Here is a 24,730-nt window from a genome sequence, read left to right as displayed (position 1 = left end):
GCATATCGAACCCGTCTGGCTCTCCCCGCTACACGTAGCTACGCAAGACGGCTTCCAACTTGCATAGAAAGAAGAGCGTGGTTCGTAGCTCGGGCGTGAAGCCGTAGAGCGTGGCCTCTCGCGCCTGTTCTAGAACTGTGTCGATATCGTAGATTCGCCAATCGTGAATTGCGGAGGTGCTAAAATAATCGTCGAAATCAAAACTCCGGGCACTGAGGTCGGATACATATCCAAAATGCTCATAGTACCGCGGGAACAGAAAAGCGTCGCTCACTCCCGATCGAACCAGCGCCAGTTTGTGAATTTGTCGATCCTCACGTATTTTTTTTGGGAGCGCGCGGCAAAAATCGACAACAGGTCTCGAGATCAACGGGCTCTTTGGCCACAATCCGAGGCGCATAAATAAATCGCTGCGGCAAGCGGCGGCCACCACGGCAGATGACGAAGTGTAACCAGCAACCTCGTAGTCAGTCCGATGCAACGTATAGTCTTTGACCAGTTCATCTCCCCCCATACCGGTCAACACGAGATCGAGTTCGGGAATCTCGGCCCGGACGCGCTCAAGCAAATTGGAGCACTGCAGTCTGTACATCTCGTCAAATGGCGTGATCCCAAAGCCGGGCAGGCCGAGCGACTGATAGGTCAAATCTTTCGCCGCCGGATAAGTAAAATCCCGCAGCCGGCACAGCTCGATAATTTCATTCCGCCGGCTGGTCTGTTGGACCCCGACCGGACCCGTGTGAATGACACCACATGAACTGGTCGGCCGTTCGAGCAGCGCTGCGGCAAATGCAACACAGGAGGAATCCAAACCTCCGCTCAATTCGACAAGGGCGCCATTCGCCCGAGCAAAATTCTCAGACATGGCTTCGGCAATGAGCCTCAGAAATTCGCCCGTTGCCACTGCCCCGTCCGCGAATTGCGCGGGCAACAACGCTTGAGGGCTTGGCATTTGCTCGAATTCCGTCGATGACTGACCTATAATTGCCCGCTCCGCCGGCCAAAGCATCTGCACGCCCGAAATAATCTGGTCTCGCACTTGGTTCATGCCGTCTTCGATATAACGCTGGCACATAAGGATGTCGGGCTCCGCACGGTCCAGCACGGCAACTGCGTCTTCAAATCTCCATGAGATTGCGACGCGCCCTCTTCCACGGGCCAAGTAGATTGGGCAATTTCCCGCGCACGTTCGTACTAGTTCAACCCGATCATCGCCGTGGACGATCAGACATATGCCTTCAGCTGCATCGAAGTCGCGGTAAAGATCCGACGACGGATTCGCGGCATCGGCCGCCTCAAAAGGATCTGCGATCTCTCCGATCCACAGCAGCTGCCCACCGTCGAACCGGCGCGTCGACCAACTCAACTGGGACGATTTAAAAATTTCGATCTTGCTCTCGCCAATTTGGATGGTGGTGTCTGACACATCCCAGTTTGCGCCAAGGTCTTCGAACGATAGGTTGGCTGTCAGCATTGCCCGCCCCTCAAAAAAAAGGTGGCACAAACGTGCCACCCAAAATCCCGCTGCGCTGCATTGGATAGCCGCTTAGGAGCAGTCTTCCGACAATACAGCGCCGACTAATCAAAAATGACGCGTCGCATAATCCATGTCGTAAGGCGCCTTTTTCGATGTATGGTCACCGCCTCCACCACCGGCGACATTTTTCACCTCATCAGCGGCCAACGCCCTCGGCCGATTCCGGAAAATCGATGAGGCTGGTTTCCTGTTCGTGAGCTTAAACACATGAAATCCTTTCATCCAATCGTCGCTCGCGGGGTATCACCCAAACGTGCGCGTCGCATAATCCATGTCGTACGGGGATTTCTTGCTGATCGTGTCTTTGGGACGTGTCCACTCACCGCCAGCGATCGTCATCAATTCGTCGGCAGCCAATGCACGGGGACGGTTCCTGAAAACCGAATTGCTACCGCTGTCTTTCTTCAGATTGAACATCTCATTCTCCATGATGGCAAACGGGGCCCAGAGTTTGGGCCGCAAAGGGCAATTATGTGCCTGGTGGCGACTCAGAAGAGTATGTTGCTCTTAGCTAAATGTACGGGTCGCATAATCCATGTCGTACGGAGCCTTGCTTCCACCGGGTGCAGGCAACTCAAAGGGCCCCGCGCCGGCCAGCTTCTTCATTTCTTCGGCGCTCAACGCGCGCGGCTGGCTACGAAATACGGAACCGTCAGACTTCTTCGTCGAGAATTTGAACATGCTCAGCGTCCTTTACAAAATGTGATCCGCGGCTACGAAAACAGCAAAGCTGCGGCTCGCGAACGAAACGCAAATTAATTGAATGTGCGCGTCGCGTAGTCCATATCGTACGGGGCTTTGCTTCCGAACTTCGGCTCCTCGAAAGGCCCCGCTCCCGCCAATTTCTTCATTTCTTCCGCGCTCAATTCGCGCGGTCGGCTACGGAAAATCGAACTCTGCTTCTTAAACATGCGATTTCTCCTTCATGCTCCTTTAAGAGCAAGGGGAGGCTGCGCTTCCTCAAAGTTGGAGTCAAGCGCAAAGTCATTAGAACTCAAAGCGTTGCTATGGGAACGAAAGGGATCTAGATTATTTGCGGATTGAGCGAGTGCTTGTCCAATACGAGAATACGCTGAGCGCTTTCGATCGTCTCTTTGCGGTGCGCCACCACTATTCTCGTGATCTTCAATTCACGGATGGCGGCGTTGACGGCCGCTTCGTGGGCCGAATCCAGATGCGCTGTCCCCTCGTCCATGACAAGAATTTGCGGCTCGCGGTAAAGCGCCCGCGCCAGCAAAATGCGTTGCTTCTGGCCCCCGGAAAGCGTCGAGCCCATATCACCGACCAACGTGTCATACTGGAGTGGCATGGCCAAAATATCATCCGAAATGGATGCGATTGTTGCCACCCTGTGTACCTTGGGCAGATCGATGTCCTCTTCGAACAACGCGATATTTTGGGCGATGCTGCCCGAGAAGAGTTCGTCTTCTTGCAGCACTGTTCCGATCTTCCGCTGATACGCCTTGAGAGCGTGTCCGCCGAGCTGCTGCCCATCCACCAATAGTTTGCCGTCCGTGGGCTCGATCAGGCCGAGAAGAACCTTCAGCAATGTCGATTTGCCGCCGCCGGATGGCCCCGTGATCGCTACATGCTCCCCTGCGTCAACCCGCAGCGACACGTTCTCGAGCACAAGCGGCTCACTCTCCGAGTAGCGGAAGTAAACCTCCTGCAGCTCTATGGTTTCTACTTCCGCCTTTACATCGCCCTTCGCTGTTTCGAAGGTACGATCCACGTCAGAGAGTGCAATATCAGCAAGTCTCTCGAGATGCAGGTTGAGCATCCGGAATGCCATCAACTGATCTACAAGCTTCGAGGCCTTGTCGATAAACTGCACTTTATAGGCCATATAAGCGAAGAGCATCCCGACGCTGAAGCCGTCGCCGCTGATAATCAATCGCACCGCGATCCATACAGCCACAACATTCTCGATACCCAGAATAAGAATGTTGAGGGACTGCTGCAGCGCCACGATCCGCTGAACACGAACTTTTGCATTCGTTGCTTCGACAAGTTGATTTTGCCAATAACCGTGCCGCACGGCTTCCTGACCGAAAATCCTCAAGGTGGTGATGCCCTTTAAGGATTCGATCAGTGTAGTCTGCTCATTGGCTACCGTGACGATTAATGCCTCCTCAGCGTCCCGCTGCAGGCGAAACAGGTAGAGCCTAACCAAAAGATAGGCCGCAAACGACACGAGCGCGATGATCGCTAGAAGACCACTATAAAAAAACATCACCGTCAGCGTGAAAACGGCCATCAAGCCGTCGACAATCGATGCGATTGCTCCCTCGGTGAGAAGCAGTTGAATAGGCGTTACGGATCGAAAACGGGAAAGCACATCGCCGGTATGCCGCTTCTCGAACCAGTCCACGGGCAAGCGAAAGAGGTGGCGCGTGAGGTCAGACGCCAGATTGAAACCTAAAGTCGTGCCCGCAACCAACAAAACCAAGGTTCTCAACCAGGATGCCACCGCATTGATCACGACAAAGAGACAGAAACCCAAGGCCAGCGCCATCAACAGCGCATTGTCCTGCTGAGGGATCACTCGATCGACAGAGATTTGGAGATAGTACGGCGACACAAGCACGAAGGCTTGCAAGAATAGGGTCAGAAGAACGACTTGGAACAGTGCCGACTTTAGGCCAACCGTGCCCTTAATCAACTCAAAAAGCCCCATTTTCTCCGCATCGCGACGGGGCTCGAAGTCGGCGCCTGGCCGAACCTCAAGCGCATAGCCTGTAAAATGCAACGAGACTTCAGTCAGCGGCACCCACTGCGTATTCCCTGCCGGATCGTGAATCAGAGCCCGCTGGCCCCTTACACGCTCCAAGACAACGAAATGATTTAGATCCCAATGCAGGATTGCGGGCGTTGATAACTGTTCAAGCCCCTCGAGTGGCACTTCGACTGCCCGAGACACAAGACCCACGCGATCGGCGAGCTCCATCAGCGTCGCGAACGTCGTCCCGCGCTGACTGAATGCGAGATGCCTACGCATTCCGCCCAGATTGGTATCAAACCCGAAGCTATTGGCCACCATTGTAATGCAGGCGAGCCCGCATTCGGCTATTTCCGTCTGTCGGATCAGCCTGACTCGCTTCTGCCGAGCGGGAAAAAAGTCAATCATCTATCGGCTCCGCGCGGCGAACAGAGGCTCGAAGAGCCACGTGAAGAGCGATTGGCGCGCGATCTCCACCTTAGCTTCGGCCAACATGCCAGATTTCAGGCTTTCCCTCCTTCCGAACGCCCTGATGCTAGTTTCATCGAGCTCTATCTTGGCAAGGAAGTACGGCTTGCCAGCGGCGCCGGGAGCAATCGTCGGGGCGCTCGCGACAGAAATTATCTTCCCGTTGATATGCCCAAATCGCTGGTACGGGAAAGCGTCGATCGCCAAGCGCGCTGATTGTCCTTCTCGAACGAAACCGACAGCCTCGCTTGGAATGCGCAAATTCGCGACGAGTTTGGAGCTGTACGGTTCTACCGACATCAACACGTCGCCTGCTGGCATGGATTTGCCGACGTTCGCAACAATGGCCGTTACGCGTCCAGCAATTGGGGACCGCAGGGAGTAGGATCGATCCCCCTCGGCCTCAGCGCGAGCGCGTTCGAAGTCCATGCGGGCAACGGCAAGCCTGGCTTGTTCCGATCGGGCAGCAACTTGAATGCTATTTGCTTCATTCAACGCCTCTTCCCTGGCGAGACGGCGGGAGACCAAGAGTTGCTGGGATTGAGACAGGGCGAGTTGCCTGGACACGAGCGTCTCCTCGCGGATCTGCACGTCTCGGCGGCTGATAAATCCGTTCTTCGCGATCCCTCGAATTCTCTCTAAGTCATGCTCGGCGGTTTCGATCAGGCCCCGCTGGGCGGCCATCTGCTTTTCAATCAACGCGATTTCTTCGCCGATCGCCGCTGCCCGGGTTTGTGCTGACCGGACGTCCAGGCCGGATTTGCTACCCGCCGCAGCCGCTTGGGCGGCCGTCAAGTTCGCTTGCTCTGCGATTGCCTCGGTCACGACTTTACCGAAACCCTCGCTCCCCTCACCATAACGGTCGGTTTCTAAGGTCGCGAGCACCGTCCCTTTTTTTACGTGTTCCCCTTCCACCACCCGGACATCACTTACCGTGCCGAGCCGCGGGGCAACAATTTCCGCCACGCCCGCAGAACGCGCTAGCGAACCCTCAACAGTGACGGATCGCGTAAAGGGGGTGATCGCCAGAAAACAGAGCACCGAGACCAAGCTGACTACTGCAAACGTTGTAACGATTCGCCATGACAGCGGAATAGCGATCGAGGCCCGTCCCCGAAACTTTGCCTTCCGTCCCTCAATAACTTCTTCGCGAAACATCAAAACGATCCGGTTGGCGTCGGATGAGAGTGATGGACAACACGAAAATCGACCGATGACCTCACTTCACATATTTCCTCAACCACGTGAATGTCTCATCAAGGAGATTGCGGACGTTAGCTGGAGACAGGCTGATGCTGTGATTTTCCCCCCAATAGCGCAGGAGCCTTGCTGTTTTATTCTGAGAATAAAGCATGTAAAATAGCTGATCCGCCTGAATTGCCGATGCCCGTATATCATATTCCCCGTGCGCCAGAAGCAAGGGAGTATTTATCCGGCTTGCATAAAATAGCGGCGATTTGCTCGTGTATTGGGAGTAGTCTCGATACGGAGTATCGGTGAAATCCAACCGCTGCGCGATCGCCCAGTTGACCGACTTTTCATGCTCGATGCCGTCGTATCCGCGGCTGGTGGGGTCAAACTGTGAGAAGAAACCAACGAAGTCTGTCACGCCATCGATTGCAATGCCCGCCTTAAAGCGATCACTTTGCGTCAAAATGGCATAGACGCCAAATCCGCCATTGCTCTGTCCCATGATCGCAACCCGCTTGGGGTCTGCATTTCCTTTGGCGATGAGTGCATCAAGTGCAGCGTGTGTTTCGGCAGTAATTTGCGCGAAGGGATTCTCGTCCGTTTTGGGGGCACCGCGCGATAATGAGGGCACCAAAACGATATAACCGCGCGCGGCGTAGAGTTGCAGGTTGTAGATTCCGGGAAGATATGGATCCAGCACATGGGTGTCGGCCCCGGAAACCCGGTAGCCGGGATAGACCCACGTCAAGACTGGATATTTTACATCACTCGAATAGCCCGGCGGCATCAGGGCTACGGCCTTCAGCGGCTCGCCTTTGGTGCCTACATAGTCGAGAAGCACGCGCTCGCCCCAGCGCACGTTCTTCGGATAACCTGAAATGGATTTTAGAGTGCGCGATTTCCCTGTCAAAATGTCGAATTCGCCGACCTCGGTTCGATCCAACATCTGATTGACGTAACTGGCCCGTGGGGGCGATCCGCTGATGGCGCTCAGCTCGGCACCTTCGGGAAGTTCGAATTTCGAAACTACCGCCGGCGTCGAGGAAACGTCGACGGCTGCAACCACGATCCGTCCATCTTCGGCTTGGCCTCGCAGGATGATTATCGACTCCTGGATGCCGACCACCGCGGTCTCGCCTGGCATGGACAAGGGCGTTCGAGTTTCAATTTGCCCGGTTGTGCTGCTTAGGGTGAGAAGGTTGCCGTCCCCTATGCCATAGAGATTGCCCTTCGGTCCCTGGACGAATTGTGTCGCGGGCGTCGTCAAGTTTGCAGTGATGTTAACACTCGCCTGCTCTGCTCCCGTGACGAACCAATCTTCGCGGGCGTCCGCCTCCGAACTCGACTTCCGCGTGACCAACAATCGCTCTGAATCCAGCCAGCGCACCGGGGTGGCAATTGGATAGAGCGAACTCAGAAACGTCGCCCCGACTGGCTCGTTACCGACGCTGCGGATTCTTTCAGATTCGAGGTCGAGACGGAACAAGTGCGCTTCCGGCGAGGCCGCGTCAGCGCGAGCACGAAATGCGACGCTGCGCCCGTTGGGCGACCACTCAAACAGTTCGAGCGGCAATTTTGCTTCTTGCGGCAGTTCAACCCAACGCACGCTGCTTTCGCGGTTGAGCTCGGCGATTCCCAATCGCTTCTGCACTTGCCAACTATCGACCATCCGGACCGAGCCGGGAGTCGCGCCGGGCGCCAGTGCAGCTTCGGTCGCCAATATGGCAACGAACCGGTTGTCCGGCGAAACGCTAACCGCAAGGTCGCCGCGAAATGGATAATCCGGAATTTGCCCAAGAGCGATGGAGGTCCGTTTCGACACCGAATAGACACGAAGAGTCGGCTGCCCTGCGGGTTGCTGCCATGTCGTCCTTGCGTCTCCACTTCCGACAGCAGTCGCCGTCGGCACTTGCCCGTCGAGAAGACGCTCGCGCGTGAGTTCTGCGTGACGCACTGGTCTCGAATATTCATCGAGCAACGTCGAAACCTCGCCGTCAGCGAGGGTAAGGGCCATAAGTCGATCACCGTCGAGCCAAGCGAACGGCGCATTTTCTTCACCAACTCTGCAGGTCTTCGCCTTGCCCATATCTTGGCCGGCGTGACGAACATCAAGGCGGTTGAACCACGAACCATATCGCGACTGCGTAACCACGGCCTCATTTGCCAGTCGAGACAACGCCCCGGAAGCCTTGTCCCAAACATAGATCCGAACATTGTCCCCCTGAGACGGTTCGCTGCCATCCGCCTGGGTCGACAGCATCGCCAACTTGGCGCCATCCGGTGACCACTGCGCGCACCAGAACCCAGCGCCCTTCGCTACCAGCGGCGCGATTCTTCGAGCTTCGCTCTGTCCCTCGCCTGATATCCACACGCCATTCCGCGACGGGTCTATCTCGTAGTGCGTGCGACCATATGATTCGCCATCGGTTGCGGATCGCTGCACGACGATGGCAGTCACGCTTCCGTCGGGCGACGGGGCAACCTCATCAACTCGTTCGATGGCTAGAACGTCGTCGATCGTCAGATCTCGTTGCTTTGCTTCCGCGATATCTGTCATCGGCAAACCCGCAATCATGGCAACTAGCGAAAGTGAAGCCCAGTTCATCCCGACACCCCGCAATAATGATCTAACCTTCGCCTGTCGCTCATGCAGCTTATGGCCTCGCCGCAAGAGATGTCAGCAATGACAATGATTTGCAATGCGCCGCCTGTTGGGCGGGAATTCGATGAAATGGGGATCTTCATTGGAAACGGTGAAACATGGGACATCATCGTGGATGCGCTTGCTTTTCGCCGGCTCGTTATAGCCCAGGTGGACCGGCATTAAATTTAGAGCTAGAATCGGCAAATGCCGTTCGCGGAACAGCCGCCCGTGCCGCCCGTCCTAGAGGCGCCTTCGCTCGATCTCGAACGCGTCGATCGAGCGGCTGAACGCATTGACCTCAAAACCATCCGACCCCGGTGTCCTGAAGGAAGGGGGAACGAAATTGTGGTTTGCGCCCCCGATCCCGAGGAACATCGGGCGAGACGCCTGCCTGACACCTATGCTGTTACCGAAGGATTGCCGCGCGCCGAAATCGATGTCGGAAACGGCGTGAGCCTCGATGTCCATCTCGACTCTGGCTCGCTGGCCAACGGCTATACTGCAAACCGCGTCATGGTCGGGGTCAAGTTCAAGTTCTAGGGCGGACACGTATCCGGACCCTCGGGATGCAACGTCGAGGCGAAAGTCTGAACTCTTTACCTTCTTTGCCGGACGCACTAGATTGGGGCCATGGCAAGCGTGACCACCCCTCGCGAACAGGCAGAAACCTCCGAAGCCGCCCGCAAGGTCGGCGGCTATGTCGAGCTCTTGCGCCTGCAGGACGAGCGCACCGCGATCCGTCGGCGCGGTCTGATTGCGAAGCTCACCAAGAATCCCCAGACTGGCCGCTTCAAATATATCGCCGCGAGCTGATTCATGACGCTCACGCTGGCCGTTCTCGCCAGCATGCTCATTCTGCTACCCGGTTTGACCTTTCTCGGATTCTGGAATCTGAAAGGCGCGCGTAGCGGCGCCGCACGGCCCGAATTGCCTCTCGGATCCGCAACAACGTTGCTGCTCGCCGTGGGAGTCTCTCTCATGGCCCATTTTCTCGGTTGGTCGTGTGTCGAGCTGGCGCGGAGCCTGTTTATTGCCATTTCGGATGTTCTGCCCGCGACAGGAATGATGTGGACGCCAATCGAGACGCTGCTTCGGCCTGAAGGGCTCCTTCAGCCCGTATTCGCCAATCCGATCGCAGCGATGGTGCAATATGCCGACGGCGGGCATCTAGAGATGCACGAACTGGCCATGTTCAGCATGCTGGTTGTTCTGGAATCGTTTCTGGTCGCGAAGTTCGTCTCAAATGACGGCTTCGACCTCGTGTTCGACGGCGCCGACCTCAATGGTCAGGGGTGGGTCTACCATCATTACCTCAGACCGACCCAGCATGGCTATAGGCCCGTCTGCCACGTTCTCACGACCTTTCAGCAAAACAACCTGGGCATCGGCTATATCGGCGCGATCGCGGATATTCGGCACAGCGAAAAGGGCGAGCTGCTCTCGCTGGCGCTGCTCAACCCCGACCGCTTCCTGTTTCAGTTGAAGCCTGCTGTCACCGGAAAGAAATGGCAGGAACCAGGTGAGGCGCCCAAGTTCGATAGCTACGGGCGCGAGACGATAGGCGGTATCGTCGCTCTTGACGGGAAGTCGGTCGCAAATCTGCTGGTACGGACACTCGACAAAGCCCTCCTCGATGACATCGAGACCGAGACGGAGAACACACCAGACGCGTCGCCGGCGCCCGAAGATACCGATACCGTGACGGTAGCCGAGCCATGATCAAGCTGCTCGCGTTTTTCACGTTCCTGATCACGAGCGCGGTTGGGTTGCTTGGGCTACTCGTACTGATAAGCGCCCCGTTCCACTGGCTCGCGATCGCATTCATGAGCTGCTGTCGACCGCGCCTGGTCCTCGCGCGCGCGGCTATATGCTTCATGGCAATCTGGCTTATCGCGGTCATTGCGCTGCCGCCCGTCACCGGCACCGTGATTGGCATGCTTCTCGCGATTTTTCTAGCGCCTTGGCCTGCCCGACTTTGGGCAACCGGCGCTGCGTTTCACGCTGATGACGCGGAACAACGCGCTGCGGCGGCCGACATTCGGAATATCAGGCTGGAAAGTGAGGGCTCCCGGCTTCGCGTGACCGTCGCAAAGCCTTGGCGCGAATATATCACCGACAGCGAACGTGCGCGATTGGTATCCGTGTACCAATTACCCGCCTCGTTCCCGCGATAAACTTCCCATCGATCCCGTCGGTCTGCCGACGATCATCCCCGCGCCATTGGGCGATCACCTGCGCAAGGCGTCACCTCAAGCTTTGTACGCTGAACAACGATTTTCCGGACATAATGTGAACATTGGTGTCAGGCAGCGGCGCGAAGGTACTGGTAGAGGGTTTCGCGGCTGATGCCCATGTCGCGCGCGATGGTCGCCTTGCGTTCACCGGCGGCAACGCGGCGGTGCAGATCGGCAATCATCTCATCCGAGAGCGACCGTTTCCGCCCCCGATAGGCGCCGCGCTGCCGAGCGATCGCAATGCCTTCGCGTTGCCGTTCGCGGATCAGGGCGCGCTCGAACTCAGCAAACGCACCCATGACCGAGAGCATCAGATTGGCCATCGGGGAGTCCTCCCCCGAGAAGGACAGGCTTTCCTTCTCAAACTCGATCCGGATACCTCGCTTGGTGAGGCCCTGGACCAGCTTGCGCAGGTCATCCAGATTGCGGGCCAACCGATCCATGCTGTGGACGACGACGGTATCGCCTTCGCGGGCGAAAGTGAGCAGAGCCTCAAGCTGGGGGCGGTTGACGTCCTTGCCCGATGCCTTGTCGGTGAAGGTCCGATCGAGCGACTGACCTTCCAATTGGCGATCCACATTCTGATCGAACGTGCTGACCCGGACATAGCCGATCCGTTGCCCCTTCACTGCGCACTCTCTCCATCAAAATGTCAGGTTGAAATCTATGATACGCAACGACATTCGTCAACAAATTCCGTTTAGTACCCTAATCTGACAGAAACCGCGGTAGCGCCCTGACGTCCGGTTAGGCTATACTCCAAGCTGACATCACAAAATCAAATCCCTCAAAGATGGCGTCAATTGCCTTGATGGGGTAAAAACTGGAGTGCTTCCAGGATGGGACATTCGGCAACGTCATCTCCAGTGCATCTGGCTAACGTGGTCGCCAGCGTCACCTCTATCTTCTGCAAATCTGCAATGCGGCGGCGGACATCTTCAAGGTGGAGTTCGGTTCTCGCCATAACCTCCGCGCAGGTTTGTGCACCGGTATCGGTGAGCGACAACAATGACCGTATGTCATCCATTGCATAGCCAAGGTCGCGCGCGCGCAGGATGAACTGCAACCTTTGCACCAGTTCCGGCGAATAGACGCGGTAGCCGTTGGAACTGCGAGGCGGCCCCGGCAGCAATCCCACCTTCTCGTAATAGCGGATGGTTTCGAGATTGCAGCCTGTTTTCCGGGCAAGCTGGGCACGCAAGATGCCGACCTGTTGCTCCATGAAAATACCTCTTGAGTCTGTAGTGGCTACAGAGCCTACACTGCGAATCACTCAGTTGGAACAAGGGATTCAAGCCATGGTCTCAACGCCGGAAGCGGGACAGCCAGCCCTCACCGAAAACCACGAGCCGAAGCAGGCAAACTGGGTTGCGGCGGGCGCATTGATCGGCGCGGGGCTCGCCTCGGCTTGCTGCGTCGTCCCGCTACTGTTGGTTATGCTCGGAATTTCCGGCGCGTGGATCGCCAACCTGACGGCGCTCGAACCTTACAAGCCCTATGTCGCAGGCGTAACGCTCGCGCTGCTCGGCTACGGCTTCTGGCATGTCTATTTCAAGCCGAAACCGCCCTGTGAAGACGGTTCCTACTGCGCTCGTCCACAATCGGCTTGGACCACCAAGGCGGTGCTGTGGCTGGGCCTTGCCGTCGCCATCCTGGCGCTCACCATCGACTGGTGGGCACCCTGGTTCTATTGAAAGGAAATACCCATGAAAAAGACAGTATGTATCGCTATGGCCGTGCTGGCTATGGCTGGCGGCGGGGTCGCCTATGCAGTTAGTGGCACGGCGCAAGATCGCCCCGCGGCTACCGCAACCGCTCAGAAGCAAACCACCTTTGCCATAGAGAACATGACCTGCGCCACCTGCCCGATCACCGTGAAGAAGGCGATGGAAGGCGTCGCCGGGGTAACGGCGGTCACGGTCGATTTCGCAGCCAAGATCGCGCGCGCAACCTATAACCCGCGCCGCACCAATGCTGCTGCGATTGCCGCTGCATCAACCAACGCGGGTTATCCGGCGCGCGCTATTCAAAACTGAGCGGGGCGCCGCCAGCGCCTCAAGAAAGCGATAAGCAATGAACGACTGTTGCAACCGCCCCGGGCAGGAAGGATTTGACGTGGCCGTCATCGGCGCGGGTTCTGCCGGGTTCTCCGCCGCGATCGCCGCTGCCGATCTGGGCGCGAAAGTGGCGCTCGTCGGTCACGGCACGATTGGCGGCACCTGTGTCAATGTTGGCTGCGTTCCTTCCAAGACGCTGATCCGCGCCGCCGAAGCGGTGCATGGTGGGCTTGCCGCCGCGCGCTTTCCCGGCCTTGGGGGCGCTGTCCAGATGGATGACTGGTCCGTATTGGCGGCGTCGAAGGACGATCTTGTCACGACGCTGCGCCAAAAAAAATATGTCGATCTGCTGCCCGCCTATGAAGGTGTGAGCTATATCGAGGGCAAGGCACGCTTTGCCGATGGTGCGCTGATTGTCGGCGATGCGCCCATGAAGGTCGGCAAGGTCATATTGGCGATGGGTGCGCACGCCGCCGTGCCGCCGATTCCGGGGATGGACAGCGTGCCCTACCTAACCAGCACATCGGCGCTGGCGCTGGATCGCTTGCCCAAATCGCTGCTGGTGATCGGTGGCGGGGTGATCGGGGTAGAACTGGGACAGATGTTTTCGCGTCTGGGCGTTGATGTCACCATCTGCTGCCGAAGCCGCCTGCTCCCCGAAATGGACCCGGAAGTGAGTGCCGCGCTGAAAAACTATTTGGAAGCCGAGGGCGTGCGGGTTTGCGCAGGTGTCGGCTATCAGCGTATCGCCCAAACACAGAGCGGGGTCGAATTGACCTGCGAGGGGCATTGTGACACCGTCGCGGCGGAACAGGTGCTCATCGCCACCGGACGCCGACCCAATAGCGACGGGCTTGGGCTGGAGGAGCGCGGCATAGTGCTTGCCCGTAATGGTGGAATCGTCGTCGATGACCACCTCGAAACGTCGGTTCCAGGCATTTACGCGGCGGGCGATGTAACGGGACGGGACCAGTTCGTCTACATGGCCGCCTATGGCGCAAAACTGGCCGCGCGCAACGCGGTGACGGGCAACCAATACCGCTACGACAATTCCTCCATGCCATCCGTCGTCTTCACCGACCCGCAAGTCGCCAGCGCCGGCCTCACTGAAACGACAGCACGGGCGCAAGGCCTGGACATCAAGGTTTCGCTGCTCCCGCTCGATGCTGTGCCAAGGGCACTGGCAGCACGCGATACGCGGGGTCTCATCAAACTGATTGCCGACAAGGCGAACGACCGTTTGCTGGGCGGCCAGATCATGGCACCCGAAGGCGCGGATTCGATCCAGACACTGGTGCTGGCGATCAAACACGGCATGACCACCCTGGAATTGGGTGCAACGATATTTCCTTACCTGACCACTGTGGAAGGCCTCAAACTGGCGGCCCAAACGTTTGATAAGGATGTCGCCAAACTGTCTTGCTGCGCCGGGTGATTGCTCGGGGATCAACCGGCAACGAATGGCCTCCCTCCAGTGCAAGCCGCTTTGGTGTCAATTTTGTTATTCGCCTCAGCGGGAGAGCAAAATGGCACGACGCCGACTTCTGACCGGAGACGAGCGCCGGCGCCTGTTCGATCCTCCTGTCCAAGAAACCGCGATCATTGGGCATTATACCCTTTCTGCGGAAGATGTTGAATTGGTTGGGCGCCGCTATGGTCCAGCAAATCGCCTCGGTCTGGCTGCACAAATCGCTTTGATGCGACATCCCGGCTTTGGTCTGCAACCCGAGATCGGGCTTCCCGACGTCATTCTTCAGTACCTCGCGGCACAGTTATTCGTCGATCCTTCCTCCTTCTCTGCATATGGTCAGCGCGCGCAAACCCGTACCGATCATGCCGATCTCGTGGCGCGTTATCTTGGCATACGCCCGTTTCGACGCGGCGACCTGGCACTTGCCCTGAATCTTGCCGCGCAAGCCGCCGAGTATACAGACAGAGGTGAACCGATTGTTCGCGCCCTCATGGTTGGCCTGAAGGGTGAGCGGTTCATTCTTCCGTCAGGCGACACACTGGAACGCGCCGGTCTTGCTGGCCGGGCACGCGCACGCAAAGCTGCCGCAGCCGCAATCGTCGAAGGCCTCAGCTCTGCTGAACTGACACGGCTAGACGAACTCGTAATCAACAACCCGGATTTCGGCATGACACCGCTGGCGTGGTTGCGTAATTTCGAAGAAGCCCCGACTGCGGCCAATATCAATGGCTTGCTTGAGCGCCTGCGCTATGTTCGCGGCATAGGTATCCACCCGGTAGTTGGGGGCGCCATTCCGGAATTCCGCTTTGCCCAATTTGTCCGCGAGGGCGGCGTGGCACCGGCATTCCTGCTTTCGGATTACAGCGTCAATCGCAGGCGGGCGACGTTGACGGCCGCAGTGATCGACCTTGAGGCCAGACTTGCCGATGGCGCGATCCAAATGTTTGACCGACTTATCGGCGGCATGTTCACGCGCGCGCGGCGTGGGCGCGAGCGTCGCTACCAAGATAGTATTCAGTCGGTGGGGCAACTCATGCGGCTGTTTGGCGCCACGATTACAGCACTTGATGAGGCTGTCCAGAATGGCGGCGATCCGCTCGAATTGATTGACGAAGCGGTGGGCTGGCACCGGCTTGTTGCGGCAAAGGCCCAAGTAGATGCCCTTGCTGATCTTGCCGGCGAGGACGCACTGGTAACGGCAACCGAGCGTTACGCCACGCTACGGCGTTTCAGCCCGGCATTTCTGGACGCCTTCACCTTCAAGGCGTCTGGAACAGGGACGGCACTGATCAAAGCCATCGATGTCATTCGCGATGCGAACACACGAAAGTCGCGCGACCTTCCCGATGGCGTTCCACTGCCATTCCCCAATCGGCAGTGGAAGCGTCTCATCACCGAAAGCGGCCGTATCGACCGCCGACGTTATGAAATTGCGATCATGGCAACCTTGCGTGATCGTTTGCGCGCCGGTGATGTATGGATCGAGGGAACCCGCAACTATCAGCGCTTCGATGCCTATTTGCTGGGTCGGCGCGACGCCGCCAAAGTGGCGGATGCGCTTCCGTTCGATTCAAATGCTGCGTCCTACCTCGCTGACCGGTCACGAAATCTTGACTGGCGGCTGCGCCGATTTGCCAAACAGTTGAAAGCAAACAAGCTTGAGGGAGTGTCGCTCGAACGAGACCGGCTCAAGCTTCAGAAAATGCCGCCTGTCACCCCACCGGAAGCTGAAGCCCTCGATCGTAAGCTCGATACCCTGCTTCCCCGCGTGCGCATCACCGAGCTGCTGCTTGAAGTCGCCGAACGCACTGGTTTTTTGAACGCATTCCGTGACCTGCGTTCAGGCAAGGAGCATGACAACCCCAGCACGGTACTCGCCGCAATTCTGGCTGACGGCACCAACCTCGGGCTGGAGAGGATGGCCAATGCCAGCGAAGGCGTCAGCTATGCCCAGCTCGCATGGACCCACAACTGGTACCTTTCCCCCGACAATTATCAGGCCGCACTGGCCATGATTATCTCAGCCCACCACGAGTTACCCTTCGCGCGGCATTGGGGTGCTGGCACCAGTTCGTCGTCCGATGGCCAGTTCTTCCGGTCGGGGCGGAGCCGTTCGGGGGCGGCGGACGTCAATGCCAAATATGGAACCGAACCTGGCGTGAAAATCTATTCCCACCTTTCCGATCACTTCGCATCATTCGGATCACGGATCATGTCCGCGACGGCAGGTGAAGCGCCCTACGTGCTCGACGGCCTTGTCCTGGGCGCTGGCAACCTTCCGTTGCATGAGCACTATACCGATACCGGCGGCGCGACCGATCATGTTTTCGCACTCTGCCACCTGCTCGGGTTCCGCTTTGCGCCCCGACTGCGCGATATTGCCGACCGCAAACTGGGTTCGATCGCTGCGCCATCGACATACAAGGGCATCGAAAGCCTGATGGGCCGCACCATCAAAACCGCAGCGATCGAGGCTGATTGGGATGACATCGTCAGGATTGTCGCCTCAATCAAGGATGGCACGGTGGCGCCGTCAGTAATCTTGCGAAAGCTTGCCGCCTACAAACGCCAGAACAGGCTGGATTTTGCATTGGCTGAACTGGGCCGTATCGAGCGCACTTTGTTCACGCTCGATTGGCTCGAACAACCGGAACTGCGCCGTGCCTGTCAGGCCGGTCTCAACAAAGGCGAAGCGCGGCACACGCTTGCCGCCGCCATCTATACCAACCGGCAGGGCCGGTTCACCGATCGCTCGCTGGAAAATCAGGAATTTCGTGCATCTGGGCTGAACTTGCTGATCGCGGCGATTTCCTACTGGAACACGGTCTATCTCGACCGCGCCGCCAAGCACCTCAACGCTGTCGGCACGACGTTCGATGCGGCACTGCTTGCGCACCTTTCTCCGATGGGCTGGGCGCACATCAGTCTGACCGGCGATTACCTCTGGGAGCAGGCCAGGCGACTTCCAGCAGGTGAATTCCACCCACTCAACGAGCCAATGGCGCGGTTGAAGCGTGTAGCGTAGCCCATGTTCCGCTTATGTCCGAGAAATCGTTGTCTGGCGAACTGTCCCCCGTCAGCACCAATGGCACAGATTTGAGGTTGTGATTTAAGGAGGGTTGGGGCTTCGTCGTAGTGACGAAGGAACGAAGATGAAGACCCAACCCTCCGTGAAAAAATCCCCTCCCAAGAAGGCCCCAGCTGAGCGGGTGGTCAAGGATATCCGCCGAGCAACCCGGCGCCATTTCTCTGCCGAAGAAAAGATCCGCATCGTGCTGGACGGCCTGCGTGGTGAGGACAGCATCGCAGAGCTGTGCCGCAAGGAAGGCATCGCCCAGAGCCTGTATTACACTTGGTCGAAGGAGTTTATGGAAGCAGGTAAGCGCCGGTTGGCCGGTGATACCGCCCGTGCCGCGACCACTGGCGAGGTGCAGGATCTGCGCCGCGAAGCCCGCGCCCTGAAGGAATGCGTGGCCGACCTGACGCTGGAAAACCGTTTGCTCAAAAAAAGCATGATCGCGGATGGGGGCGACGAAGAATGAGGTATCCCGCATCCGAGAAGCTCGAGATCATCAGGATCGTCGAGCAGTCCCACCTGCCTGCCAAGCGAACGCTGGACCAACTCGGCATCGCCCGGCGGACGTTCTACCGCTGGTATGACCGCTACCTCGCAGGCGGCCCGGAGGCGTTGGCGGATCGGCCATCGGCTCCAGGCCGGGTGTGGAACCGGATCGCGCCCGAGGTGCAGGACCAGATCGTCGAAATGGCGCTGGAGCAGTCCGAGCTGTCACCGCGCGAACTGGCGGTGCGATTTACCGATGAGCGCCAATACTTTGTGTCCGAAGCTACGGTTTACCGCCTGCTCAAGGCCCACGATCTGATCACCAGCCCGGCATACGTCGTGGTGAAAGCGGCTGATGCGTTCCATACCAAGACGACCCGGCCGAACGAGATGTGGCAGACCGATTTTACCTACTTCAAGATCATCGGGTGGGGCTGGATGTATCTCTCCACCGTGCTCGACGACTTCTCGCGCTACATCATCGCCTGGAAGTTGTGCACCAACATGCGGGCCGAGGATGTGACCGACACGCTGGATGTAGCGTTGGTCGCATCCGGATGCGACAGCGCCACGGTGTTGCACAAGCCCCGGCTGCTCAGCGACAATGGTCCCAGCTACATCGCGGGCGAACTGGCTGAATACATCGAGGCCAACAAGATGAGCCACGTGCGCGGCGCCCCGATGCACCCCCAGACCCAGGGCAAGATCGAGCGCTGGCACCAGACCCTTAAAAACCGCATCCTGCTCGAGAACTACTTCCTGCCCGGCGACCTTGAGGCCCAGATCGAGACCTTCGTCGAGCACTACAACCACCGCCGATACCACGAGAGCCTAAACAACGTGACGCCCGCAGACGCCTACTTCGGCAGGGCACCAGCCATCATCAAACAACGCGAAAGGATCAAGCGACAGACCATTGAACATCGGCGCTTGCAACACCGTAAGCTCGCCGCCTAAAACCCAACAACAGACGAGGCCCGCACTCCGCTAATTTACGCCGCGACCTGTGCCAAATGTTCTGACGACGGACAGCTTTCCGACATCGACGGCTCGGCGATCGCGCCAGCCATCATCGAAAGCTGCCAGACCCGGCTGCTACTGCCGAACGAGCGCGCGATCGAACCGCAGATCACGGCGATATATCAGCGCTTCGGGCTCAATTCGCGCCAGATCGAGATCCTCGCGCGGGCGATGCCCAAGCGCGACTACTACTGCCAGTCCCGCCGAGGCAATCGCCTGTTCGAGCTGGGCCTGTCCGACGTCGCGCTGGCGCTCTGCGCCGCCTCGTCGAAGACCGACCAGGCCGCCATAGACCGCATCGTCACCGAGCATGGCCGCAAGGGATTCCTCGCCGCCTGGCTGCGGCTGCGCGGCGCGACATGGGCGGTCGACCTCATTCCCGACCTCACCAACCTGGAGAGCCTGCCATGAAACTGCGCATTCCCCGCGCGGCGATCACCGCCGCCGTCCTCGCCATCCCTTTGTCTGCGTCGCCGGTGCTAGTCGCGCCGGCCTCGGCGCAATGGATCGTCTACGACCCGACGAACTACGTTCAAAACGTCCTGACGGCGGCGCGTTCGCTGGAGCAGATCAACAACCAGATCACCTCGCTCCAGAACCAGGCCACCTCGCTGATCAACCAGGCCCGCAACCTCGCGAGCCTGCCGTTCTCCTCGCTGCAACAGCTCCAGCAATCGGTCCAGCGCACCCAACAGCTTCTGCAGCAGGCGCAGCGCATCGCCTACGATGTCCAGAACATCGATCAGGCGTTCCGCACCAATTACGGGGCCGGAAGCGCCTCGATGAGCGCGTCCAATCAGCAGCTCATCGCCCAGGCGAAAGAGCGCTGGAACAACACCGTTTCCGGCCTTCAGGACGCCATGCGCGTCCAGGCCGGCGTGGTCGGCAACATCGACACCAACCGCACCCAGATGTCGGCGCTGGTCGGCCAGAGCCAGGGCGCCACCGGCGCGCTGCAGGCCACCCAGGCGGGCAACCAGCTTCTCGCACTCCAGGCCCAGCAGCTCGCGGACCTGACCGCCGTCGTCTCGGCGAACGGCCGTTCCCAGGCGCTCGCCGAAGCCGAGCGGTCGGCGGCCGCCGAACAGGGCCGCGAGCAGCGCCGCCGTTTCCTGACGCCCGGCTCGGGCTACCAGCCCGGCAACGCGCAGATGTTCCAGAACGGCAACTGAGGGCGCGACGATGGACGGAAAGATCCTCGCGCGCATCGGCGCCATCTTCTTCGTGACCTTCGCCGTCACCGCCACCGCCATCGAACTCGCCCGCAAGGACGAGCCGCCGATCTACCGCAGCATCGCGGTGCCCGCGGAAGCGGCGGCCGATCCGCTGAAGGCAAAGCTGCGCCGCTGCCAGCGGCTCGGCGAGGCCGGCACCAGCGACAGCGAGTGCCTGCAGACCTGGGCGGAGAACCGCGACCGCTTCCTCACGCCGTCGCAGCCGGCGCCGCAGGCGCCCGGTCCGCAGGACATCCCGCAGAATCCGCCGGTCACGCGCGAGCCCATCGTCAAGGAGCCCGTGCCGGCCGTCGACTCCCACACGAACGAGGCGCGCTGAGATCATGGGCGGCACCGGCGTCATCGACCACTTCCTGGAAGTTTTCACCCGCTACATCGACGGCGGCTTCGGGCTTCTCTCCGGCGAAGTTGCGTTCATCGCCACGACGTTGATCGTGATCGACGTCACGCTCGCCGCGCTGTTCTGGAGCTGGGGCGCCGACGAAGACATCATGGCGCGCCTGGTGAAGAAGACGCTGTTCGTCGGCGTCTTTGCCTACCTCATCGGCAATTGGAACAACCTGGCCCGCATCATCTTCGAGAGCTTTGCTGGCCTCGGCCTGAAAGCCTCCGGCACCGGTTTCACCGTCGCCGACATGATGCGGCCCGGCCGCGTCGCCCAGACCGGCCTCGATGCCGGCCGGCCACTGCTCGATTCCATATCCGATCTCATGGGTTACTGGAGTTTCTTCGAGAACTTCATCCAGATCGCGGTGATGCTGCTCGCCTGGGCGCTGGTGCTGTTGGCCTTCTTCATTTTGGCCATCCAGCTCTTCGTGACGTTGATCGAATTCAAGCTCACCACGCTGGCGGGCTTCGTGCTCATCCCGTTCGGGCTGTTCGGCAAGAGCGCCTTCATGGCCGAGCGTGTGCTTGGCAACGTCATCTCCTCAGGTATCAAGGTGCTCGTCCTCGGCGTCATCATCGGCATCGGGTCGAGCCTGTTTTCCGAATTCACCGCCGGCTTCGGCGGGGCAACACCCACCATCGATCAGGCCATGGCCATCGTGCTCGCGGCGCTGACGCTGCTCGGTCTTGGCATCTTCGGTCCGGGCATCGCCAACGGTCTCGTCTCTGGCGGACCCCAGCTCGGCGCGGGCGCCGCCATCGGAACCGGCCTAGCCGCGGGCGGCATGGTCGCCGCAGGCGCCGCCACGGTTGGAGCGGTGGCGTCCGGAGGAGCCGCGCTGGCAGGAGGCGCGGCCGCCGCCGCTCGCGGGGGCGCCGCCCTCGCGGGCGGCGCTTCCACCGCCTACAGCCTGGGCGCCGCAGGGCAGTCGGGCGCCTCAGGTGTGGCCAGTGGCCTGGGCGGCGTCGCCCGGGCCGCCGGTTCCGCTGCAACATCGCCGCTCCGCCGCGCCGCTGAACGCTCGACCGAAAGCATGCGCTCCAGTTTCTCGGAGGGCGCCAAGTCCGCCTTCGAGGCGACCGGCGGCTCCTCGACCATGGGCACCATCGGCGGCGGCTCAGACGAGGCCGCGCCCGCCGCCGGCAATTCAAACACGCCGCCCGCCTGGGCCCAGCGCATGAAACGCTCCCAGCAGATGAGCCACGCCGTTTCCACCACCGTCCATGCCGTCCGCAGCGGCGACAGCCATGGCGGCGGCTCTTCCATCAACCTCTCTGAAAGCGACCGCTGATGTTCCGAAGACCCTCTACGCATTACGGAAAGGCTCCCGAGCCCGAGACCCCTTATCAGCGCGCCGCCCAGGTTTGGGACGACCGTATCGGCTCGGCCCGCGTCCAGGCGAGGAACTGGCGCTATATGGCCTTCGGATCGCTGTTCCTCAGCGCCGGCTTCGCCGCTGCGCTGGTCTGGCAGTCAGCTCGGGGAACCGTCGTGCCATGGGTGGTGCAGACAGACCGGCTCGGCCAGGCGCAAGCGATTGCGCCTGCGACCGCCGACTACCAGCCGACCGATCCGCAGATCGCCTTCCACCTGGCGCGCTTCATCGAGCAGGTCCGCTCGATCCCAGCCGACGCGATCATCGTCCGCCAGAACTGGCTACGCGCCTACGACTTCACGACAGATCGCGGCGCGGCCGCACTCAACGATTACGCGCGCTCGAACGATCCCTTCACCAAGGTCGGCCGCCAGCAGATCGCCGTCGATGTCTCGAGCGTCATCCGTGCGTCGCCGGACTCGTTCCGCGTCGCTTGGACGGAGCGCCGGTATGAGAACGGCCAGCTCGCCGACACCACGCGCTGGACCGCGATCCTCACGATCGTCGTCCAGATTCCCCGCAATGCCGACCGGCTGCGGGCCAATCCCTTGGGGATCTACGTCAACGCAATCTCATGGTCACGGGAGCTGGGGCAATGACAAAGCCGTATTTCCGTAAAGCCGGAAGGCCGGCTTTGCGCATTCAGACATTTGCGGCTTTGCTGCTGTCGGCGACGGCGCTCGCCGGCTGCGCCACCGCGACGCCGCCGCCGGAAATCAGCTACGACGACGCTCCGGCCGCCGTGCAGACCGTCGATCCTCCCGCGCCGGTCCGGGTCGTCGAGCTGCCGCGACCGCTGCCGCTGCCCGGTCAGATGAAGCCGGTCGAGGAATCGCGCCGCGCTCCGGAGCCGGCCGATCCCACCGCGCGCGTCAACCAGGCCAACGCCGCCGCCCGTATTCAGCCGGTGCGCGACGGCTTCATCAACTCGATGCAGGTCTATCCCTTCACGCAAGGGGCGCTCTATCAGGTCTACACCGCCGTCGGGCAGATCACCGACATTGCGCTCCAACCCGGCGAGCAGCTCGTCGGCTCAGGGCCGGTCGCGGCCGGCGATACGGTCCGCTGGATTATCGGCGACACGCAGAGCGGCGCCGGCGCGACGCTGCAGGTCCATATCCTCGTCAAGCCGACGCGCGCGGATCTGATGACCAACCTGGTCATCAACACCAATCTACGCACCTACCATATGGAGCTGCGCTCGACCGAGCGGACCTATATGGCCTCGGTCTCGTGGCAGTATCCGCAGGACCAGCTCATCGCGCTCCGCAGGCAGAATGCCGAGGCGCAGGCCACCCAGCCGGTGGCCACCGGCGTCGATCTCGCACGGCTGAACTTCCGCTACGAGGTGACCGGCGACCGTGCTGCATGGCGGCCGCTGCGGGCCTATGACGACGGCCGGCAAGTCTTCATCGAATTCCCACGCGGCGTCGGCCAGGGCGAGATGCCGCCGCTGTTCGTCGTCGGCCCGGAGGGCAAGACGTCGGAGCTGGTCAACTATCGCGTCCGCACCAACTACATGATCGTCGACCGGCTGTTCGCCGCCGCCGAGCTGCGGTTCGGCTCCGGCGACAATCAGAAGCGTGTCCGGATCACCCGCACCGACGGGAGGCCGGCGTCGTGAGCGAAGACCGGAACGAGGGAGAGGATGCGGCCGCGCCGCTGACCGGATCGGCGCCCGAAGCGGCAGCGCCGATGCGGCTGCGCGCGGATGCGCCGCGCGTGACGCGGCTGTCGCGCAAGGTGCTCGCCGGGCTCGGCCTGGTCGCCAGCCTCGGGATCGGCGGTGCGCTGGTCTATGCGCTCCAGACTCGCAACGGCGGCCGGGCGCCGGAGGAGCTTTATTCAACCGACAACCGCAACACGGCGGATGGCCTCCAGGGCCTGCCGCGCGACTATAGCAGCGTGCCGCAGCTCGGCCCGCCGCTGCCGGGCGACCTCGGCCGGCCGATCGTCAGCGCCCAGAACCGCGGCCAGCCCGTGCCCAATCCCGGCGTCGCCGCTCCGCAGCCCGGCCTCAGCGCCGAGGAGCAGCGCCGGCTCCAGGAGATCGAGACCGCCCGCACCAGCCGTCTGTTCGCGGCGGCGGAGGCGCGCAATGCCGCGCCGGTCACGGCGAACACGCCGAACCAGGCGCCACCGGACCTCGCCAGCCTCGGGCTCGCGCCGCCGCCGGCAACGCCGAGCGCCCAAGATCGGCAGCAGGCCTTTCTCAACGCGCCGGTCGACCGACGCACTGTTGCGGCCGACCGCATCGCCGCGCCGGCCTCTCCGAATATCCTTCAAGCCGGCGCCGTCATCTCGGCCGCTCTCATCACCGGCGTTCGATCGGACCTTCCGGGCCAGATCACCGCCCAGGTCACCGAGAACATTTATGACAGCCCGACAGGCCGGATCCTCCTGATCCCGCAGGGCACGCGCGTGATCGGCCAGTATGACAACAACGTCCAGTTCGGGCAGAGCCGCGTCCTGCTCGTGTGGAATCGGCTGATCTTTCCGAACGGCCGCAGCATCGTGCTGGAGCGCCAGCCCGGCGCCGACGCCGAGGGCTATGCCGGCCTGCAGGACGGCGTCGACTATCACTGGTGGGATCTCGCCAAGGCCGCCGGTCTCTCGACGCTCCTGAGCGTCGGCGCCGAACTGGCCACCAATGATGACGACCGGCTGATCCAGGCGATCCGCAACGGCGGCCAAGACACGATCAACGACGCAGGCCAGCAGATCATCCGGCGGCAGCTCAACATCGCCCCGACGCTCACCATCCGACCCGGATTCCCGGTCCGGGTGATCGTAACCCGTGATCTTATTCTCGAGCCCTACGGAGGCTGA

24 protein-coding genes and 1 pseudogene are annotated in these 24,730 nt (G+C 60.4%); 16 read left to right on the top strand and 9 right to left on the bottom strand.

The features are described from left to right. Nucleotides 1-28: 28 nt before the first annotated feature. From ATE71_RS10975 to ATE71_RS10955, 7 genes are all read right to left on the bottom strand, one after another. A complete protein-coding gene (locus tag ATE71_RS10975; protein WP_058801109.1) occupies nucleotides 29-1,474 on the bottom strand; it encodes a hypothetical protein in 1,446 nt (481 codons plus the stop codon). Between the two features lie 306 nt (nucleotides 1,475-1,780). Next, nucleotides 1,781-1,954, bottom strand: coding sequence for a hypothetical protein (locus ATE71_RS22505; RefSeq protein ID WP_156417118.1), 174 nt, complete (start codon nucleotides 1,952-1,954; stop codon nucleotides 1,781-1,783). Nucleotides 1,955-2,044: 90 nt separating this feature from the next. Then, a complete protein-coding gene (locus ATE71_RS22500) occupies nucleotides 2,045-2,218 on the bottom strand; it encodes a hypothetical protein (protein ID WP_156417117.1) in 174 nt (57 codons plus the stop codon). A gap of 74 nt (nucleotides 2,219-2,292) precedes the next feature. Further along, on the bottom strand, nucleotides 2,293-2,448 hold the full coding sequence (locus ATE71_RS22495) for a hypothetical protein (RefSeq protein ID WP_156417116.1): 156 nt from the start codon (nucleotides 2,446-2,448) through the stop codon (nucleotides 2,293-2,295). Nucleotides 2,449-2,561: 113 nt separating this feature from the next. After that, nucleotides 2,562-4,664, bottom strand: a complete 2,103-nt coding sequence (locus ATE71_RS10965) for a peptidase domain-containing ABC transporter (RefSeq protein ID WP_058801111.1) — start codon at nucleotides 4,662-4,664, stop codon at nucleotides 2,562-2,564. Continuing rightward, entirely contained in the window at nucleotides 4,665-5,882 is a 1,218-nt protein-coding gene (locus ATE71_RS10960) for an HlyD family secretion protein (RefSeq protein WP_058801112.1), read from the bottom strand. Nucleotides 5,883-5,943: 61 nt separating this feature from the next. Further along, nucleotides 5,944-8,472: a prolyl oligopeptidase family serine peptidase gene (locus ATE71_RS10955; protein ID WP_160328033.1), complete on the bottom strand. Its 2,529-nt coding sequence runs from the start codon at nucleotides 8,470-8,472 to the stop codon at nucleotides 5,944-5,946. A gap of 291 nt (nucleotides 8,473-8,763) precedes the next feature. Here ATE71_RS10955 and ATE71_RS10945 point away from each other — a divergent pair, with 291 nt between their 5' ends. From ATE71_RS10945 to ATE71_RS10930, 4 genes are all read left to right on the top strand, one after another. Next, on the top strand, nucleotides 8,764-9,099 hold the full coding sequence (locus ATE71_RS10945; protein ID WP_058801115.1) for a hypothetical protein: 336 nt from the start codon (nucleotides 8,764-8,766) through the stop codon (nucleotides 9,097-9,099). Between the two features lie 90 nt (nucleotides 9,100-9,189). Next, a complete protein-coding gene (locus ATE71_RS10940; protein ID WP_058801116.1) occupies nucleotides 9,190-9,372 on the top strand; it encodes a hypothetical protein in 183 nt (60 codons plus the stop codon). 3 nt (nucleotides 9,373-9,375) lie between these two features. Beyond that, entirely contained in the window at nucleotides 9,376-10,278 is a 903-nt protein-coding gene (locus ATE71_RS10935) for a hypothetical protein (protein ID WP_058801117.1), read from the top strand. Next, nucleotides 10,275-10,733 (top strand): hypothetical protein, encoded by a 459-nt coding sequence (locus tag ATE71_RS10930; protein ID WP_058801118.1) that lies wholly within the window; start codon nucleotides 10,275-10,277, stop codon nucleotides 10,731-10,733. Before ATE71_RS10935 ends, ATE71_RS10930 begins: the two co-directional genes overlap by 4 nt. A gap of 128 nt (nucleotides 10,734-10,861) precedes the next feature. Here the strand turns inward: ATE71_RS10930 and ATE71_RS10925 are convergent, their stop codons facing one another. Both ATE71_RS10925 and ATE71_RS10920 read right to left on the bottom strand, forming a co-directional pair. After that, nucleotides 10,862-11,422, bottom strand: coding sequence for a recombinase family protein (locus ATE71_RS10925; RefSeq protein ID WP_004213255.1), 561 nt, complete (start codon nucleotides 11,420-11,422; stop codon nucleotides 10,862-10,864). A gap of 170 nt (nucleotides 11,423-11,592) precedes the next feature. Beyond that, complete coding sequence (locus tag ATE71_RS10920; protein WP_039330852.1) at nucleotides 11,593-12,015, bottom strand: MerR family transcriptional regulator; 423 nt, start codon at nucleotides 12,013-12,015, stop codon at nucleotides 11,593-11,595. Between the two features lie 76 nt (nucleotides 12,016-12,091). Here ATE71_RS10920 and ATE71_RS10915 point away from each other — a divergent pair, with 76 nt between their 5' ends. The 12 genes and pseudogenes from ATE71_RS10915 (at nucleotide 12,092) to ATE71_RS10855 (ending at nucleotide 24,730) form a co-directional block, all read left to right on the top strand. Continuing rightward, complete coding sequence (locus tag ATE71_RS10915; RefSeq protein WP_014072602.1) at nucleotides 12,092-12,487, top strand: mercuric transporter MerT family protein; 396 nt, start codon at nucleotides 12,092-12,094, stop codon at nucleotides 12,485-12,487. A 12-nt stretch (nucleotides 12,488-12,499) separates the two neighbouring features. Then, nucleotides 12,500-12,829: a heavy-metal-associated domain-containing protein gene (locus ATE71_RS21720; protein WP_082665171.1), complete on the top strand. Its 330-nt coding sequence runs from the start codon at nucleotides 12,500-12,502 to the stop codon at nucleotides 12,827-12,829. A gap of 37 nt (nucleotides 12,830-12,866) precedes the next feature. Further along, nucleotides 12,867-14,285, top strand: coding sequence for a mercury(II) reductase (gene merA, locus ATE71_RS10905; protein WP_039330847.1), 1,419 nt, complete (start codon nucleotides 12,867-12,869; stop codon nucleotides 14,283-14,285). Nucleotides 14,286-14,376: 91 nt separating this feature from the next. Beyond that, nucleotides 14,377-17,346 (top strand): Tn3 family transposase, encoded by a 2,970-nt coding sequence (locus ATE71_RS10900; RefSeq protein WP_058803397.1) that lies wholly within the window; start codon nucleotides 14,377-14,379, stop codon nucleotides 17,344-17,346. 127 nt (nucleotides 17,347-17,473) lie between these two features. Beyond that, a protein-coding gene (locus ATE71_RS10890; protein ID WP_120222458.1) for an IS3 family transposase occupies nucleotides 17,474-18,840 on the top strand; the annotation gives its coding sequence in 2 pieces (ribosomal slippage) (nucleotides 17,474-17,825 and nucleotides 17,825-18,840; 1,368 coding nt in all). A 75-nt stretch (nucleotides 18,841-18,915) separates the two neighbouring features. Then, nucleotides 18,916-19,314: pseudogene (locus ATE71_RS21715) on the top strand (conjugal transfer protein TrbE); the annotation flags it as partial. Next, complete coding sequence (gene trbJ, locus ATE71_RS10880; RefSeq protein WP_054362438.1) at nucleotides 19,311-20,075, top strand: P-type conjugative transfer protein TrbJ; 765 nt, start codon at nucleotides 19,311-19,313, stop codon at nucleotides 20,073-20,075. The pseudogene ATE71_RS21715 and the gene trbJ, both read left to right, overlap by 4 nt. A 10-nt stretch (nucleotides 20,076-20,085) precedes the next feature. Next, complete coding sequence (gene trbK-alt, locus ATE71_RS10875) at nucleotides 20,086-20,457, top strand: putative entry exclusion protein TrbK-alt (protein ID WP_054362437.1); 372 nt, start codon at nucleotides 20,086-20,088, stop codon at nucleotides 20,455-20,457. Between the two features lie 4 nt (nucleotides 20,458-20,461). After that, complete coding sequence (gene trbL, locus ATE71_RS10870; protein WP_054362436.1) at nucleotides 20,462-21,817, top strand: P-type conjugative transfer protein TrbL; 1,356 nt, start codon at nucleotides 20,462-20,464, stop codon at nucleotides 21,815-21,817. Next, nucleotides 21,817-22,500, top strand: a complete 684-nt coding sequence (trbF, locus tag ATE71_RS10865; protein WP_054362435.1) for a conjugal transfer protein TrbF — start codon at nucleotides 21,817-21,819, stop codon at nucleotides 22,498-22,500. Before trbL ends, trbF begins: the two co-directional genes overlap by 1 nt. Next, nucleotides 22,497-23,525: a P-type conjugative transfer protein TrbG gene (gene trbG, locus ATE71_RS10860; protein WP_196490233.1), complete on the top strand. Its 1,029-nt coding sequence runs from the start codon at nucleotides 22,497-22,499 to the stop codon at nucleotides 23,523-23,525. The genes trbF and trbG overlap by 4 nt, the downstream gene beginning before the upstream one ends. A 71-nt stretch (nucleotides 23,526-23,596) precedes the next feature. Beyond that, the gene (locus ATE71_RS10855) at nucleotides 23,597-24,730 is read left to right on the top strand and encodes a TrbI/VirB10 family protein (RefSeq protein ID WP_196490234.1); all 1,134 of its coding nucleotides are present in this window, start codon (nucleotides 23,597-23,599) and stop codon (nucleotides 24,728-24,730) included.

The organism is Sphingopyxis sp. H115 (assembly GCF_001468465.1).
Taxonomy (GTDB): Bacteria; Pseudomonadota; Alphaproteobacteria; order Sphingomonadales; family Sphingomonadaceae; genus Sphingopyxis.
The sequence above is the reverse complement of the archived record's forward strand: the minus strand, read 5'-3'. Positions and strand labels throughout refer to the sequence as shown.